Genomic DNA, 16625 nt, shown 5'->3' on the forward strand with positions numbered 1-16625 from the left:
ACCACTGATTTCGACGAGCAGACCGAGTTCTGGAGATTCACGTTTTTGGTGAAACTTCGGAATCGTGCCCACCTCGGGAAAATTTAGCCGACAGAACGGTGCGCCAGCCCCCGCCACATTGCCCATACCAAAAAGGGGCCCGGAATTCTCTTCCGCGCCCCACTACGATTGATTTCTTTCGTTAACTCAACAACTGTGGAAAAACCTGTTCCAGGTAGGCCGCCACGCCCGCCGCGTTGTTGTCGACCGGCGTTTGGTGGTTGGCCGCCGCCTTGACCGCTGGTTGGCCGTTCAGCATGGCCACGCCGTCGCCGGCCGCCTTGATCATCCCCAGGTCGTTTTCCGCATCGCCGAAGGCCATCAGGTTGGTGAAGTCCCAGCCGAAGTGGGTCAACAGTTGGCCCAAGCCCACGGCCTTGTCCATGTCCGCCGCCAAGAATTCCAGAATCTTGGGTTGGGACCGGACCGCGTGGTACTGATCCCGTAAGGCCGGCGTCAACTTGCTGACGGCCTGGTCCAGCGTGGCCGCGTCCGTCGCCATGACCGCCTTACTGTACAGGCTCTCCGGCAGGTCGGTGAAGGCCGTGGGCGTAAAGGTCATCGGGGCCTTCAGCATTTGCTGGTAGATCGACGGGGTCAGGTCCGACAACGGGTAGACCTGGTCAAAGTCCAGGACGTCCAAGGGGTAGCCGTTCTCCCGGGCGAAGGCGTGCAACGCCTTGAAGTCACCCCGGCTCAGGCCACTCTGGGCCAACGTTTCTTTGGTCGCGTTATTGATGACCAACGCCCCATTAAACGTGATGGTGAAGTCGGCCGCATCGGTCAACCCCAACTGTTCAATGTACCCCCAGATGGCGTTGATGGGCCGTCCCGTGCACAAAATGACCTTCAAGCCGCTCTCGTGGAGCCGCCGCAGGGTCGCAACATTTTGAGGATTAATCGTCTTATCCGTGTTCAACAGCGTCTCGTCTAAATCGAGCGCAATCATTTTTATCATGTTCAAACAAGCCTCCAATACCCTCTTAGTTTACCCGTTCACTCGCCGAAAAGAAACCTAATTCAGGAGATCCTGGCGAATCAGCTTAACGATCTGCTGGTTCTCCGGCAATCCCGCGTGCTTCGCGTCGGCGCCCGTGACGGTGATCTGGGTAAAGTGCTGAACGCGTTTTTGAAAGATGTACTTGCCCCGGTCGACACTGTCGAACGGCACGATGCCGTCGCCGCCGTAGGTCTCCGTTCCGGCAATCGAGTACACCACCAGCTGTTGCGGCAGGTTCTGCCGCCCGGCCACCAGCTGCTTAAAGAGCGGCGTGTCGACCTGCGGATTCGGCTCTTCCAGGTTAAAGGGCGACGCGATGGTCATCAACCGCTCGGCGTGCGCCTTCGTGGCGGCCAGGTCCCGCTCCATGAAGAGCGTCAGCACCAGCCCCCCGTTCGAATGCCCCATCGCCGAGAAGTGATTGAAGTGGTAGGTCTGTTGCAGGGCCTTGAAGGCGATGGTGAACCACTGGGCCTGCCGTAGAATGTTCGCCGTGCCGTCACGCCGGTCCTCGAAGCCGACCACGATAAAGGGCCGCTGATCCCCCGGCCGAATGGTCCCGCTCATCTTCAGTTGGCCGTTGGTCATGACCTCGACCCGCAACAGGCTGTGCTTGGTCTTGGTCTTGGCGTTGAGCTCCTTGACCAGGTCGTTGAACCGGTTCTGTGTCGCACTCGATCCCGGCACCAGAAAGACCGGAGCCATCGGGCTGCGGTAATTGGCCCGCACGTCGGTCAGCTGCTGGGAACGCCAGAGAATCCCCGGAATCGCCAGCAGCACGATTAGGAGCAGGACGGCGCCCACGCTCGCCCATTGATGCGTCAGTTTAAATCGTGGCATGTGCTTGCGCCTCCTCTTCGGCCCGTGCCTGTGCCAGACTCGCCCATTTCACAAAGGGGTAGTAGATGGCGGTGCTCAGGGCCAGATCCAGCGCCGCCAACAGGAGCGGCGTCAACGCCCCACTGGTCCCCAGGTACCCAATCAGCGGACCGGGCGTCCCCACGGCCAGCGGATAGGCCGCGGCGGGAATCCAGTGCGCCGCCAGAAACCCGCTGCTGACCAGAATCGTGGCTAAGGGAGCCAGAAGCAACGGAATCCCCAGTATCGGGCTCAGGACCACCGGCAACCCCAGCAGCAGGGGCGCATTAAAGTTCCCCAGCGTGGAAATCAGGGTCAGCCACCCAATCTGGCGTTGCTCGGCGTTGTGCCGCACCAAAAAGATGGCCAGCACCAATCCCAGGGTCATCCCCGGGCCGCCCATGCTGGCGTAGGTCTGAATCACGCTCTGGACCGTCAGCGGGTGCGGCAGGTGCCAACCACTGTGCTGAATCGCGGCGGCCAGATTTTCGGCCTGCGCCTGCGTCTGATTGGGCGTGGTCGGAATGGGTCCCAGGACCCCCAGCCAGGTGAACCAGCCGTTGAGGGCACTGAAGTCCAAGAGGCGCCAAACGTCATTGCTCAGCTGTAACGGCCACCGAATCAGCGTGTTAAAGGCCGCGCGAATGCTAAAGGGTTGCCGCAACAGCCAGAGCATCCCCGTCAGCCCCATCAGGACCATCCCGCTGAGGCTCAGCGTCATGGGCCGCAGCAGTTGGTTGGCGGGCTGGCGCCACCGCAGGACGATCCAGCGGTAGACGTTGCCCACCAGCAGCCCAATCAGGACGCCCACCGGCAAGCCGTGCAGGCCCAGGTCCATGGCCAGCCACTGGACCGGCTTGCCCACCGCGAGCGTCAAGGGGTTGATGTTGATCAGTTCGAACCCCAGAACGGCCGTGAACCCCGCGGCCATCTGGTCGTTGGTCACCGGGGTCGCCGTCGCCACGAGGTCGTGACTGATCACGAAGGCCAGCCCGATGGCGGCCAGACCCAGGGTCCCATTTTGTAACAGCAGCACGGCTTCCTGGACCCGGACGCGCTGAAGCATCCAGCGGGCCACGTGCAGGGTCTGGTAGTAGTAGCCGTTGGGTTCCAGCCAGGCTTGATTGATAAATTCAGCGAACGTGCCCAAGACAATCAGTGGCAGAATCGTCCGCAGTCCCCGATAAATGGCCGCGACTTGGCGGTTACGCCGCCAACGGACCTCGCCGGTGATCAACCAGTTCCCCAACCGGTTAACGTTTTCGGTCATTTGATCATCCCCCAATTACCTGTGATTCTAAGACCCTTTCGGTGCCCAGGGATAGTCATTCGGTCCCGTTGACCTGGTCACCCCTCAAACTAACGTTACCCGATTTGCTCACCGGTTGCCCAGCCACTGGTCGAGCTGGTCTAAGACCACGGGATGCTGGTTAGTCTGGTCCGTGTGCCGGGAGATCAGCGCCAAGACCTCCGGCGCGGCGTTGGCCATGGCGATGCCCTCCCCGACCTGCTGCAGCATGGCCAGGTCGTTGCCGGAATCGCCGAACGCCGCCATTTCCGTGGTGGTCACGCCCCAGTACTGCTGCAACAAGGACAAGGCGTTGCCCTTGCTGACGGTCGGCAGGGTCACGTTCATGCCCCCCAGGCCGCTGCTGGTGCCCAACAACTGCCCCGCAAACTGCCGGTTAAAGGCCGCCACCTGGGCAAAAACGTCGTCGTGCTCCCAGGTCACGTCGAGCTTCAGGATCTCGTCCTCGACGTCCAGGAGATCCGGAACGCTGGTCAGTCCCGGGTAAAACTTCCGGGACGCCCGGAACCGGGGACTGTCGGCCGCCAACTCGGTGTACGATTGCCGGGCCCCACAGGTGATCAGGTAGTTGCTGGCCAGGTCCGGGGACGACTGAATCCAGCGAATGGCGAACTGGCAGAGGTCCCGGGGAATCTGCCGGACCTGCAGGACGTTGCCCGCCCCATCGACGATCATCGCCCCGTCCTCGACGATGTAGGTCAATAACTTCGCGTGACGCAGGTCCCCGAATAAGTCGTGAACGTGGTCTAACGGGTCGCCGGTCGCGATGACCACCCGACTTCCCCGCTGATCCAACTGCGCCAAGAGGCGGTCGAAGCGCTCCCGGTCGTAGGTCCCCTGGGGATCTAAAAAGGTCCCATCCAAATCCGTTGCAATTATGCGTGGCAACATGCCGCTCATCCTCTCTTTCTTTGCTGTCTGCTCCCATGATACTCGCTCCACTTTGGCCGGTGCAACGACCACGCCTCGCCAACAAAATGAGAATTAAAAACCGCGATAGTGGATGACCTGTCGCTTCACGCCGGCGAGCAAGATGGTCGTGGTGGGCACGATTCTGAAGCCCTGTGAAAATCACACAGGTCTCCAGAACTCGGCCTTGATGTAAGCCGGCGAAGAACGCCAGCTAACATCAATTTCACCACGACCATCAAGTCGCCTCTGTTTCGCTAACTAAGTCGGTTAAGTGACACTAACGGGACGAACTGTCAGTATCAACCAATTGGTCACCCGCTTTCTCAAAGTCTTGGCCATTACACAGAAAAAGGAGCCAAGGACATTTGTCCCCAGCTCCTTACCAGTGGGTGAAACTATCTCGCAACCATTTTCACCCGTTAATTTTCTCGTCATCTGCAACACGCACCCTCAAGATGGCTTCCGCCAGCTGAGCGGACACCATCGCCGGCGACCACCCACTTACCGATCAGTCGTTCATGCTGCTACTTTGGTACGCGTAGTTCATCAACGTCCGCGTTTCGGTAAATTCGTCTTCGTCGTGCAGCACGACCGTAATCAGCCGGTGCTTGCCCGTTTTCTGGCCGGTCCCGACGAAGCAGTAGCCGGCAAGCGGCGTGTATCCGGTCTTCAAGCCGTCCACCTTCAACGATGACTGGTAGTACTTCCGGCCCTTCAACAGGTTGTTGTAGTTGTAGCAGAGTTGTCCGTCCACCGTCTTCGATCCGATGGTTCCCTCGGTCAGGACCTGCGGGTAGTCGGTGATCAGGTGCCGCGCAATCGTGGCCACGTCGTTCGGGGAGACCTGGTTGGCGTTGGCCGACCCGTAGCTGTAGCTAAAGGCCCGCAAGTCGCTGTTCTCCAGTCCCGAAGCCGAGACGAAATGGGCGTGCTTGAGGCCCCAGGTCTTCGCCTGCGCGTTCATCTGGCGAATGAAGGCCCCGTTGCTGCCGGCGACCCACTGGCCCAGCGCGATCGCGGCGTTGTTCGAAGACGCCAGGAAGGCGGCATCGTAAAGCTGCTTGACCGTGTACTTGTGCCCGGTCTTGAACTTGAAGCCCCCACACGACGCGCTATTGCCCATCATGATCAGGCCCTTGCTGCTGGTATCGACCACGTCGCTCCAGCTCCCCTTGCCGCTCTCGATTTTCTGCAGCGTCAGATACAGCGTCATGATCTTGGAAACGGAGGCAATCGGCCGCGCCGTGTTGCCGGCCCGCGACCAGATGATTTTCCCCGTCTTCGCGTCCATCGCCGTGGCCCCCTTGGCGTAGGTCATCCCCGTCAGGGCCTTACCCTTCGCCAGGTACCCGTGCCAGACCCAGCCCTTGACGGAGCCGGCCTTGTTGCTGACGTACAGGTAGATTCCCTTGGAATTGCCGTGCTTCAACGTGGCCTGCTGCGTCGCGTACCAGGTGGTGTTCGGGTAGCTCTTCAGGTTAGCAATTTTGTATGTATGCCCCTGGCTGTACAGGGCGCCCTTGGTCGAATCCTTGTGGTAGGCCGTCTTGGTCAGCGTCTTCGACGAGACCGTGGTGTAGGTGGCCGCCTGCGCGACCGTCCCGGTCAGCGCGCTGCCTAAGCCCAACGTGGCCAACAAGCCGCAGACCCAGAGACCCCGTTTTACGTGTGTGTTTATCATGTTCCAATCCCCTTATCTATTTTCAAAGCCAGCAATTTGGCTGTGACATATCTGATCCATTCTTCTAATTTACCACGGTCTTCTCGTGAGGGGCGGGCTCCCCGTAATTTGTCATCAGCTTGTGGCTTTCGTAACGTTTTTGTAATCCCCGCCATGACAAAAGAGCGGAACCGGCTGCCTTTTGGCGCACGTTTCGACACCAATTATTCGGAGACACCAAAGAGCCCGAGACTTTTGTCCCAGGCTCCAGTCAATTTCTCTTCAGTTTCGCTGATCGCATCTCACCGGTTTAGTCCGCCATGCTCTGGTAAGTGTAGGCGTGATTCATCAACGAACGGGTCTCGGTGAACTCGTTCTCGTCGTGCAGCACCACCGTGATGACCCGGTGCTTACCGCTCTTCTGGCCGGTCCCGACGAAGCAGTAGCCGGCTAACGGCGTGTACCCGGTCTTCAGGCCGTCCACGTTGAGGGACGCCTGGTAGTACTTCCGGCCCTTCAACAGGTTGTTATAGTTGTAGCAGAGTTGCCCATCGACGGTCTTGGAGCCGATCTTCCCATCAGTCAGGACCCGCGGGTAGTCGGTGATCAGGTGCCGGGCAATCAGGGCCAGGTCCTTCGGCGAGACCTTATTGGCGTTCGCCGACCCGTAGCTGTATCCGTAAGCCTTCAGGTCACTGTTTTCCAGTCCCGAGGCCGAGACGAAGGACGCGTGTCCCAGCTTCCAGGCCTTGGCCTGCGCGTTCATCTGCTTGATAAACTTGGCATTGCTGCCGGCGACCCAGCGGCCCAGGGCGATGGCGGCGTTGTTCGAGGAGTCCAGGTAAGCGGCGTAGTAGAGTTCCTTGACCGTGTACTTGTGGCCGGACTTGAACTTGAAACCCCCGACCGACGCGTTATTGCCCATCGCGCGCAAGCCCTTGCTACTGGTCGAGACCACGTCGTTCCAACTGCCCGAGCTGCTGTTGACCTTCTTTAACGTCAGGTACAGGGTCATGAGCTTCGAGGTCGAGGCGATGGCCCGCGCGGTATTGGCGTTCTTCGACCAAACGACCTTGCCCGTCTTGGCATCCATGGCCACGGCCCCCTTGGCGTACTTCAAGCCAAAGGGTGACTTGCCCTTCTTCAGGTAGCCGTGCCAGACCCAGCCCTTGACGGAACCGGCCTTGTTGGCCACGTAATAGTAGATGCCCTTCGAATTGCCGTGCTTGAGCGTCGCCTTCTTGGTGGCGTACCAGGTGGTGTACGGGTAAGTCTTCAAGTTGGTGACCTTCTGGGTGTGCCGTTGATTGTACAGCGCCCCACTCGTGCCCTTGCGGTGGTAGCTGGTCTTCTTCATCGACTGACTCTTCACCGTGGTGTACCCCGCCGCGTGAGCCGTCAGCGGTTGCGTCCCGGTCACACCCAGCGTTGCCGTTACCAGGAGCGCCAGGGCGCCCCACTTAATCCCAGAAATTGTCATGTAACCTTCCTTTCTCATCCGTTATGCGCCGTTGGCATGACTAAGTTCGCGTCCAGTTGGTGGCTTGCCTAATCTGCTCAACGGATTATCCGCTGATTAGTCTACCACGTTTGTTAACTCACCGACCATAACGGTCAGATTACCATTTGTTTAAGACCCAGTTGCGATTGTGTCTCAAGATTTTTCGTGTGGTTAATGAATGAGTGGTTCGATTCGATTATTGAGCGGTAGCGGTTGCAATTTCCCGGGAAATTGGGTACGCTGGAAGTAATTTAAATCCGACGGGGTGCCATTTTCGGCTGAGATCAAACCCATTGAACCTGCTCTGGTTAGGACCAGCGAAGGGACGGTGTTATTTTTCATAGGCAAATGACCCCCACTAATCACCATTAGTGGGGACTTTTTTCGTTTTTGGCCCACGTTTTGGATACATAGGGGGAATACGTTATGCAACGTTGGCACATTCGCGATATTATTTTAGTCACTATTTTAGCTATTTTTATGGGAGTTATTTTCTGGGCAGTCGGGCCCCTTTACGCCATCCTGGCGGCGGCCCTCGCACCGGCCGGGCTCCAACCACTGGCCAATGAGCTGTTGCTGGGCATCTGGGTCATGGCTGGTCCCTTGGCCGGCTTCGTCATCCGCATCCCTGGCGCCGCCACGCTGGGCGAGTTTTTAGGCGCCGCCGTGGAAATGTTTCTGGGCGGGACCTGGGGCGCGGCAACGCTGATCTCCGGGGCCGTTCAAGGCATCGGTTCCGAACTGGGCTTTGCCTTCACCGGCTACAAACACTATAACTGGCTGACCCTGACGCTCAGCGCCCTGACCACGACCCTGGTGACCTTCCTGTGGGACTACTTCCGTTCCGGGTACAACGCCTATCACCTGGGCTTCCTGCTGGTCCTGCTGGTGGTCCGCTTCATCTCCGTCTTCATCTTCGGCGGCGTGCTGACACACCTGATCACCAACCTGCTGACCCGCGCCCACGTCTTACCAGCCGTTTCTAAGCGTTAGTATTGGGGGGATCTCCTTTGGCAACTGTTTCGATTCAACATCTGACTTACACCCCGGGCGACCGACCAACGCCGGTCCTCCGGGATTTAACGGCCACCTTTGCGGGCGGTCGTTTTTCCCTATTAACGGGTCCCTCGGGTAGCGGGAAAACCACGCTACTGCGACTCCTCGCGGGGCTGACCCCGGTTCCTGACGGGGCCGCCCTCACCTTCGACGGCCGGCCCCTGGCGGCCATCGCGCCCACCCAGCGGTCGCGGACCGTGGCCCTGCTCTTCCAGGAACCCAGCACCCAGTTCACCATGGACACCGTGACCCACGAGCTGCAGTTCGTCCTGGAAAACCAGTCCGCGGACCCCGCCGAGATTCCGACCCGCATCACCGCGGCCCTCGATTTCATCGGCATCACCGCCCTGCGTGACCGCCAGCTGATGCAGCTTTCCGGTGGGGAGCAACAGAAGGTCGCCCTGGCCAGCATCGTCGCCATGGATAGTGACGTCATCCTGCTCGACGAACCCTTCGCCAGCATCGACCCACCGACCCGGGAAATCTTGCTGACCAAGCTGGTCGCCCTCTGCACCCAGCACCAGAAGACCATCATCCTGGCCGACCACGACCTCAGCGACTACGCCCAGTGGGTCGACCACCTGACCGTCCTGGACCACGGCCAGGCCACGCAGCTGTCGGCGCGCGCAACGCAGGACCGGCTGGCGGCCTTTACCCCCGCCCGGCTCCGGTTAAGCCACGTCAGTCTGCCCAGCGCCACGACGCCCAGTATCCTGGTCGGCACGCAGCTAGGCCTGCGTCAGGGCGACCGGCAACTGGTGCGCCCGCAGGACCTGGCCTTCGCCGCCCACCGCACCACGCTGATCACCGGCCCCAACGGCAGCGGCAAGTCGACGCTCTTCCGGGCCCTGGTCCGGTTAGGCGCCTACCAAGGCCGCTTGACCTACCGCGACCACGACATCCAGAAGCTCCGACGCCGTGCCTACGCCCGCCACGTCGGTCTGATGTTTCAGGCCGCGCAATCTCAGTTCTTAAACGTCACCCTGGGCGAGGAGCTCGCGCTGTCCCAGCAAAACGGGAACGCCGACTACTTCACCCCCGACCGGGTCCAGGCCGCCCTCGAGCAGCTGAACCTCGCCGGGCGTGAGGACCAGGTCATCTACTCCCTCAGCAGCGGCCAGCAAAAGAAGTTCCAGCTCCTGTGCATGCTGATCATGGCGCCGGACGTGCTGCTCCTAGACGAACCCTTAAAGGGCCTCGACCTGGCCTCCATCCACGCCGCCCTCGACCTGTTGGCCACGACGCAGCGGGACCTGCACCTGACGCTGATCCTGATCAGCCACCAGCTCAGCGGCCTGGACGCCTGCGTGGACTACCACCTGGTCCTTCACCAGCAACAGTTCAGTTATCACGACGCGAAGGAGGCGGCAGAATGAACCCTAGTTTAAAGTTATTGACCGTCGTCGCCATCGCCTTCGAGATCTCCTTTACCCAGGTGCTCACGGTCAACGTGGTCTTGATTGCGGTAAGTTTGATTCTCTTATTGGTTAACCGCGTGAAGCTCAAGACCCTGCTGTGGCTGACCGGCGTGCCCCTCTTCCTGGCCAGTGCCCTGGTCTGGTCGTTGGCCTTGCGGGGCGACGCGTCCAGCCACTTTCTCTGGGTCATCTTCACCCGGATGTTCGTTTACGTCTACCTGGGGGCGACCTTTACCCAGACCACGCAGCCCCTGGCCCTGACCCGGTCACTGGAACAAAACGCCAAGCTGCCGGCTAAGTTCGCCTACGGGTTCCTGGCTGCTTTCAACCTCCTGCCGAAGATCAAGGCGGAGGTCGCCACGATTCACGCCGCGGCCCTCATGCGCGGTCAGGTGTTGCACTTCTGGTCACCCCAACTGTACTTCAAGGTGATCCTCGCGGCCATGAACTGGTCGGATCAGCTGACCGCCGCCATGCTCTCTCACGGCTTCGTCGAGGGGGCGCCCCGAACCTACGCCGTGCGGATTCCACTCCGGGCCCGGGACTGGTGGTTCTGCGGTCTGAGCCTGCTGGTCGTCCAACTCGGCCTCTTCACCGGACTGCCGTAACACGAAAGGAGTTTTTCCATGTTTACCGATCAAGCACACGCCGCCACCCTAGCCAGTTGGACGGCGTCGAAACACCACCCCTTCATTCAGCAACTGCAGGCCGGGACCTTCCGGGAGTACCTGATTCAGGACCACTACTACCTCCACGAGTTCGCGCGGGTTCACGAGTTGGCCGCACAGCAGACGACCGATACCGTGGCCGCGGACCAACTCCGGGCCGGAGCGGCGAGTCTGCGTGATGGGGAACTGGCGATTCGCCAGACCTTCTTCGCCGACCTGCACATCACGGACGCCGAGCTGGCCCGCACCCCGATGGCGCCCACCGGTTACGCCTATACCAGCCACCTTTACCGGGCCCTCGCGACCCAGGGCACCCCGGGCGCGGTCAGTGCGTTGCTCCCCTGTTACTGGCTGTACGCCGAGATTGGGGCCGAGTTGGCGCACCAGGGATCGCCGGTGCCCCTCTATCAGGCCTGGATCGACACCTATAACGCCGACGAGTACGCCGGGGAGATGACCGCCCAGCTGGCCCTGGCCAACCGGGTCGCGACCCCGGAGAACACGCCGGCCCTGCTTGACATTTTTGAGAAAAGCAGCTGGTACGAGCTCCATTTCTGGCAAATGGCGGTGGACCACGAAACCTGGTAAAATTTCGGCGTCCTGATTTTCAACGTCCCGCGAATGTTTTATAATGGACCTACCAAGTGAGAGAAAGTGGGGGTTCCGGATGAAAAAAATTCGCCAGTTAACGTTCTTGCAATTTTTTGGGTATCTCGCCCTGGTATTAGGGATTCTGTTGGAGGGGTACGCCCTGTTCGATCGGCTGGGGAGTCTGACCAGCGGTGACGACATGTTCGGTGGGGCCGTGGTCTTAGCCCTGGCCGTCGCCTTTTTGCACGACCGGCCCCTGGGACGCAAGCTGCTCATCATCGGCCTGAGTACCCTGGGCTTCGCCTACTTCACCTTCGTCCACACGCACGCGTGGCTGTGGACAATTCTTCTCGCCATCGCCGTGGCCGCCTTCCTGATTTACCTGGTCGGCATTCGCCGGGATATTCACCGGGACCATAGCGAATGGCTCCATTTCTAACCATGCTTGCAAGTCGCCCCTGAGGCGGCTTTTTCATTCGGTACGCAAAAAGAGTTATCCCATCACCAGCCAAAGACTGATCCGATGGGATAACTCTTTTTGAATGCTATTTTGTCAGTGATTGTCGCACAACAAACTCGCTTTCAACGCTGGTCAGCATTGGCGGCTCTTTCCCGGCCAACACTTCCAGTAGTCGCTCTGCAGCTTGTTGTCCCATCACTTTAGGATTTTGTTGAATCGTCGTAATCTGCGGTGACGTCAGGGTTGCCCAATCCCAGTCATCAAATGCGGCCACCCCCATTTCACTAGGGACTGCAATTTGATACCGGGCTAAGATGCGAACAATCCGCATCAGCAAGGTCCCCTTCAGCGCATAAATGGCGGCCTTGTCTTGTAAGTCGTGGGTCACCTGCAACAATTGACGATAGAGTTCGTCATCCGTTGTCGCTGGCTGAATCTCAATCAACGACGTTGGCACAGACTGTCGCTGGCAAGTGTCTTGAACTGCTCGGTAACGGTCCTGACGCGGAAAGTTCGCCGCCACGGGCTCACTCACGACCACAATGCGTTGGTACCCCAAACGAAGAATGTAATCCATCAGCATTTTAGAGTACTGGTAATTGTCGGTCACCACGGCTGGCCAACGCTCCGGCGTTAACTTCCGGTCCACGATGACGGTTGGAACGTGTGTGTCCGCCAAAAACTGATAATCTTCCGCATGTTGACTGATGGGTTGCAGAATAATGCCGTCGACCCGCAAGTCTAACAGTCGTTCCAATTGCTGCCGTTCTCGTTGCTGAGAATTATCCGAATTCATCAACATGATCTGATAATGCACGTTCTCAAAAACTTGGTCGGCCCCTTTAAACAGCATCGAGGAAAAGATATTTTCGATGTCCGCCACAATGATGCCAATAATAAAAGTCTGCTTTTTCGTAATTGACTGTGCCTGACGGTTAACGTGGTAGTGACTATCGGCAATGACCTGCTTGATTTTTTCCTTCGTCTGCGCAGACATCTTTTCATAGTGCCCATTTAAATACCGCGACACGGTCGCCTTCGATACACCTGCCATACGGGCAATATCTAAAATTGTCACTTTTGCCTTCGTCATGTCCAACACCGCCTTGATTAAAAAAGTTCTGTATTCAGTATACTATAAAGTTCCCGTGAACAAGTCGCTTTATTGCACCTGGTTAACAGCCCATTGCGGAGTTTGCCCTTGGAGCACCCGGACAACCTCGCTCGCTGAATCCACAGCCATCCGATCCATTGCTTCCCGCGTATTTGAGGCAATATGGGGCGTCAACAAAGCGTTATCGAGACTAAAGAAGGGACTGTTCAGTGGAAGCGGTTCTTCGTCAAAGACGTCAAGGGCCGCCCCCGCAATCGTGTGCGCCTTTAAAGCGGCTATCAGCGCAGCTTGATCGACTAAGGCACCGCGGCCCAAGTTGACCAAGTAGGCACTATCCTTCATCATCGCAAATTCACGTTCTCCGATTCCTTGCTTGTTTTCCGGTGTGACCGCCATATGTAAAGAAATCACGTCGGACTCACGTAACAGGGTATCCCGATCTACCAGTTCGCCTAAATCAGTTTGTTGCACAAATGGATCATAAATCAGGACTCGCATATTCAAGGATTGCACTAATTTGCCTAAAGCCCGACCAATCCGACCAAAGCCCATAATTCCCAAACTTTTGCCGGCAAGGTCAAATCCCAAATGGGTCACCTTGTATTGCCCGTCTCCCCGACGCATCGCGGTCGACTGTCCGGTCAAGTCCTTCGAAAGGTCTAACATCTCAGCCAATGCGGTTTCGGCAACCGTTGCCGCGTTGGCGTTAGGGGTAATAGTGACCCAGACACCTTGCTGGCCCCAAAAATCCTGATCAACATTATCATAACCAACACCGTGGCGAGCAATCACTTTAAGATTAGGCATTTGGTCTGCTAACTCATTACCAAAGGGATCCGTCATTAAAACAATCCCATCAACTTCCTTCGCTTGCTGAGCAATGGTAGCAGTGCTCATATCATCGAGCTCAACCAGCGTCATCCCATGCTGTGTTAAATAATCCTTACCTGCTTGTGCTAAATTTCGTGGAATTGCGACTGTTTTGGTCATCATTTATCACTCCTTATCTTAAGAGGTATCCGCCATCAACGGGTACCGTAACCCCTGTAACGTAGTTGGACGCCGCACTGGCGAGGAAAACAACGGTTCCCATCAGTTCAGATGGGTCTGCCCAGTGTCCGGCAGGAATATGGGCCAAGATCTCCTGATTCCGGCTTTGGTCGTTCTGCAGTGCCTTCGTCATGGGCGTATCAATATAGCCTGGTGCAATGGCGTTGACTTGAATATTCTGTGGCGCCAAGGCATCTGCATAGGCCCGAGTTAACCCCACGACCCCGTGCTTGCTGGCCGTGTATGGAAAAATAAACTTACCAGCTCGGAAGGACTGCATTGACCCAATATTGATAATCTTACCACCGCCCTGTTGTGCCATCGTCTGGGCAACTGCGTGAGAAAGATAGTACACCGCGTTTAAGTTAAGATTGATGACTCGACGCCAATCTGCATCCTTAAAGTTCTTCCATTCGTTTCGAATCTGAATCCCCGCATTATTAACTAAAATATCAATTTGGCCGAATTTCGCCACAACGGCCGCCACAATCTTGGCCGGGGCGTCATCCTCCGTAATGTCCAATTGCAAGAACCCCACTTCACCCTCATGCTCGGTGGCAAAAGTCTGGGTCTCCGTCCACCCCTTCTGATCATAACTCACAATAAAAACTTTAGCCCCAGACTTTAACATAGCCTTGGTGTAATACGAGCCTAATCCGGAAGCACCGCCCGTAATCAGGGCAACCTTACCATCTAACCGAAAACTCTGGGTTGAAAAAGAAACTTGTTCTGCCATTAGTCAACATCCTCCTTGCTTGTGAGTGTTGCAATATCGTGCTGCAAAGCCGTTAACGTGGTTGGGTACTCCAAGGCCACTGGTAACTCTGGTGAAAACTGGTGTAATAGCTCTTCGATGTTCAGTTCTCCTTGGTCAAAGGCGACCGTCTGGGGAACCTGGTGAGCGTCTAATCGATAATTCTTTAGGTGCACGAACCGAGTAAACGGTAACAATTTACGCGTCATTGCAAACGTATCACGCTGCGTAAAGACCCAATTTCCCAAGTCATTCACGAAGCCCACCTTGTTCGGACTTGCTGTAAACGTCTGAAAGAAGGCTGTCAGCTTATCCGGGGCCGTATTGGTAACCGTCTGATCATTCTCGATATTCAGGTGCATGTTTTCTGGTAACCAGCGAAGAACTTGGTCAGCAGTGAAATCCGTTGTGTTCTCAAAGTCTCCTAGCGTCATTTTAAGGTAACTAGCGCCCATCGCCGCAGCCTCTGCGACATATTGAATCAATTGTGGATTCACTTGACCGTCAACAAATAAGTCGTCCGGAATCGAGTAAAAGTACACTAACCGATGCCGTAACCGTAAATCATTCAGCGCTCGTAATTCTGCCAGCTGACCCGATTGGTACTCGCGGCGTAGTTCAATCTGATGGACGTTCAGTGAAAGTAACTGTCGGACCAATTCCGGCTGGGTAACTCCCCGTTCCTGTTCTGCCTGTAAAACTAATGTATTTAACACTAATCGTTGTTTATCCAATTGTCACACTTCCAATTCTTAGTTTTGAAAGGTTAACCGGTTTCCTACACGAGTCATCATACGACCGTCCCTATAAAAAGTCAATAAATCCACGAAAAATAAAAATATATAAAATTCGTTTGACAATGATCACTAGTGAACATATAATGAAACCGCTTAATAAAGTTAACCGGTTTCCTAACAAAATATATCTTCCTACAAAGGAGTCCTTCCCATGTTAAACACCTTCATCGGCATTCTCCTCATGATTACTTTTGTTGGGTTTATTGTTTACGTGATGCGTGGCGGCAACATTATGCTTGGTTTTTTGATTATGGCCCTTCTCTGGACCGTCATCGGTGGCATTCCCTATAAAGAAGCCATCAACAACATTTTCTCTCAACCAGCCCTCGACTACGGCTCTACCATCATGGTCATCGTCTTTGGTTCATGGTTTGGCCGCGTACTTGTCGACACTGGTATTGCCAGTGAAATTAGTCGTCAAACGGTCAAGGTCAGCTACAAACGGCCGATTCTCGCAACCATCCTCATCTGTTTCGTGACGGCATTTATCTTTACCAGTTCCTACGGCGTCGGTGCTGTCATTGCTATCTCAGTCATTTTATTGCCCATTCTACAATCACTTGGTCTTTCCAAGAAGGTAGCCATTGTCGCCTTCATTCTTTCCATTGGTGCCCCCATGTATGTCAATATTGTCATCATCAAGCAATTACAGCTCTTCTTCCCCAAAGTGATCTATGGCCAAAAATACTTAACTTACGGTTTCTCAGCAATGTTCATTCAAATGCTCGTCGTTATTCTCTTCATCCTGCTTCACGCTAAATCCATCCATAAAAATGAGGATACGAACGATGAAACAATTGCCGCAAACGGACCGCGCATCCCCAAAATTGCTTACGTTTTACCCATCATGCCCGTCTTCATGAACCTAGCCTTCCAGTGGCAGCCCATCCCTGCTTTGATGCTCTCCATTTTCTTAGTACTCCTGATCACCGGTAAACTCAAGAGTTACAAAGGCGCTCTTGAGGTCATCAATCGCACCATCGAAAAAGCTATCAGTGATATTTCCGGCCTAATCATCATGTTGCTATTCTTGACGATGTTCAGTGCGGCCGCCGTCAAGAATACGGCACGGTTCAGTGGTATTCTTCAAGCCATCGTGCCCCACAGTCCCTGGGTCCTAGCCATCGCTTTTGGCATCTTAGCGCCATTAGCCCTCTTTCGCGGACCCCTGATGGTCTGGGGAGCCGGCTCGGCGACCGCTGCCGTCTTAGCAGCAACGGGATTCTTCAACCAGTACTTCGCCTTCGCTGCCATCTTGGTCCCCGGCGTCTCTATTGCCATCTCGACCTGCATCACCCAGTCCTGGAACCTCTGGATCGTCAACAATTATAAACTCGAGGTCAAACAATTCTTAAAGACCGGGGTTCCGTTCGGGTGGCTGGCCAGCATCCTCAACTTGCTGCTCGCCGCTGCAATGTTTGGTTAATGAAAGGAAGTC

16 protein-coding genes and 1 riboswitch are annotated in these 16625 nt (G+C 56.3%); of the genes, 6 read left to right on the forward strand and 10 right to left on the reverse strand.

Annotation, left to right across the window (positions count from 1 at the left end):
* Nucleotides 1-181: 181 nt before the first annotated feature.
* From FD37_RS10285 to FD37_RS10310, 6 genes are all read right to left on the reverse strand, one after another.
* Nucleotides 182-997 carry a Cof-type HAD-IIB family hydrolase gene (locus FD37_RS10285; protein ID WP_056965143.1) on the reverse strand — a complete coding sequence of 272 codons (816 nt, stop codon included), beginning with the start codon at nucleotides 995-997 and terminating at the stop codon, nucleotides 182-184.
* Between the two features lie 57 nt (nucleotides 998-1054).
* Nucleotides 1055-1879 (reverse strand): alpha/beta hydrolase, encoded by an 825-nt coding sequence (locus tag FD37_RS10290; RefSeq protein WP_056965145.1) that lies wholly within the window; start codon nucleotides 1877-1879, stop codon nucleotides 1055-1057.
* Nucleotides 1866-3167, reverse strand: coding sequence for a PTS transporter subunit EIIC (locus FD37_RS10295; protein WP_056965147.1), 1302 nt, complete (start codon nucleotides 3165-3167; stop codon nucleotides 1866-1868). Before FD37_RS10295 ends, FD37_RS10290 begins: the two co-directional genes overlap by 14 nt.
* 108 nt (nucleotides 3168-3275) lie before the next feature.
* Complete coding sequence (locus tag FD37_RS10300; protein ID WP_162256132.1) at nucleotides 3276-4097, reverse strand: HAD-IIB family hydrolase; 822 nt, start codon at nucleotides 4095-4097, stop codon at nucleotides 3276-3278.
* A gap of 529 nt (nucleotides 4098-4626) precedes the next feature.
* The gene (locus FD37_RS10305) at nucleotides 4627-5799 is read right to left on the reverse strand and encodes a D-alanyl-D-alanine carboxypeptidase family protein (protein WP_056965152.1); all 1173 of its coding nucleotides are present in this window, start codon (nucleotides 5797-5799) and stop codon (nucleotides 4627-4629) included.
* Between the two features lie 289 nt (nucleotides 5800-6088).
* Nucleotides 6089-7258 (reverse strand): D-alanyl-D-alanine carboxypeptidase family protein, encoded by a 1170-nt coding sequence (locus FD37_RS10310; RefSeq protein WP_147007773.1) that lies wholly within the window; start codon nucleotides 7256-7258, stop codon nucleotides 6089-6091.
* A 272-nt stretch (nucleotides 7259-7530) separates the two neighbouring features.
* Nucleotides 7531-7622, forward strand: a riboswitch (TPP riboswitch).
* A gap of 83 nt (nucleotides 7623-7705) precedes the next feature.
* Here FD37_RS10310 and FD37_RS10315 point away from each other — a divergent pair.
* The 5 genes from FD37_RS10315 (at nucleotide 7706) to FD37_RS10335 (ending at nucleotide 11451) form a co-directional block, all read left to right on the forward strand.
* Nucleotides 7706-8272, forward strand: coding sequence for an ECF transporter S component (locus FD37_RS10315; protein ID WP_045807242.1), 567 nt, complete (start codon nucleotides 7706-7708; stop codon nucleotides 8270-8272).
* A gap of 17 nt (nucleotides 8273-8289) precedes the next feature.
* Entirely contained in the window at nucleotides 8290-9711 is a 1422-nt protein-coding gene (locus FD37_RS10320; protein ID WP_056965156.1) for an ABC transporter ATP-binding protein, read from the forward strand.
* Nucleotides 9708-10361, forward strand: a complete 654-nt coding sequence (locus tag FD37_RS10325; RefSeq protein ID WP_056965158.1) for an energy-coupling factor transporter transmembrane component T family protein — start codon at nucleotides 9708-9710, stop codon at nucleotides 10359-10361. The genes FD37_RS10320 and FD37_RS10325 overlap by 4 nt, the downstream gene beginning before the upstream one ends.
* 18 nt (nucleotides 10362-10379) lie before the next feature.
* Nucleotides 10380-11009 (forward strand): TenA family protein, encoded by a 630-nt coding sequence (locus FD37_RS10330; RefSeq protein ID WP_056965160.1) that lies wholly within the window; start codon nucleotides 10380-10382, stop codon nucleotides 11007-11009.
* 79 nt (nucleotides 11010-11088) lie between these two features.
* Complete coding sequence (locus FD37_RS10335; protein ID WP_056965162.1) at nucleotides 11089-11451, forward strand: hypothetical protein; 363 nt, start codon at nucleotides 11089-11091, stop codon at nucleotides 11449-11451.
* Nucleotides 11452-11557: 106 nt separating this feature from the next.
* Here FD37_RS10335 and FD37_RS10340 read toward each other — a convergent pair whose 3' ends face one another.
* The 4 genes from FD37_RS10340 to FD37_RS10355 all read right to left on the reverse strand — a co-directional run bounded on the left by FD37_RS10340 (nucleotide 11558) and on the right by FD37_RS10355 (nucleotide 15124).
* Nucleotides 11558-12565 (reverse strand): LacI family DNA-binding transcriptional regulator, encoded by a 1008-nt coding sequence (locus tag FD37_RS10340; RefSeq protein WP_056965164.1) that lies wholly within the window; start codon nucleotides 12563-12565, stop codon nucleotides 11558-11560.
* 69 nt (nucleotides 12566-12634) lie between these two features.
* Nucleotides 12635-13576 carry a phosphoglycerate dehydrogenase gene (locus tag FD37_RS10345; protein ID WP_371862597.1) on the reverse strand — a complete coding sequence of 314 codons (942 nt, stop codon included), beginning with the start codon at nucleotides 13574-13576 and terminating at the stop codon, nucleotides 12635-12637.
* 13 nt (nucleotides 13577-13589) lie between these two features.
* Entirely contained in the window at nucleotides 13590-14372 is a 783-nt protein-coding gene (locus tag FD37_RS10350; RefSeq protein ID WP_056965167.1) for a glucose 1-dehydrogenase, read from the reverse strand.
* Nucleotides 14372-15124 carry a sugar phosphate isomerase/epimerase family protein gene (locus tag FD37_RS10355; protein WP_056965170.1) on the reverse strand — a complete coding sequence of 251 codons (753 nt, stop codon included), beginning with the start codon at nucleotides 15122-15124 and terminating at the stop codon, nucleotides 14372-14374. Before FD37_RS10355 ends, FD37_RS10350 begins: the two co-directional genes overlap by 1 nt.
* Nucleotides 15125-15338: 214 nt before the next feature.
* Here FD37_RS10355 and FD37_RS10360 point away from each other — a divergent pair, with 214 nt between their 5' ends.
* Nucleotides 15339-16613 (forward strand): SLC13 family permease, encoded by a 1275-nt coding sequence (locus tag FD37_RS10360; protein ID WP_056965172.1) that lies wholly within the window; start codon nucleotides 15339-15341, stop codon nucleotides 16611-16613.
* Nucleotides 16614-16625: the final 12 nt, after the last annotated feature.

Origin of the sequence: Levilactobacillus spicheri DSM 15429 (genome assembly GCF_001435095.1) — a bacterium.
Lineage (GTDB): Bacteria > Bacillota > Bacilli > Lactobacillales > Lactobacillaceae > Levilactobacillus > Levilactobacillus spicheri.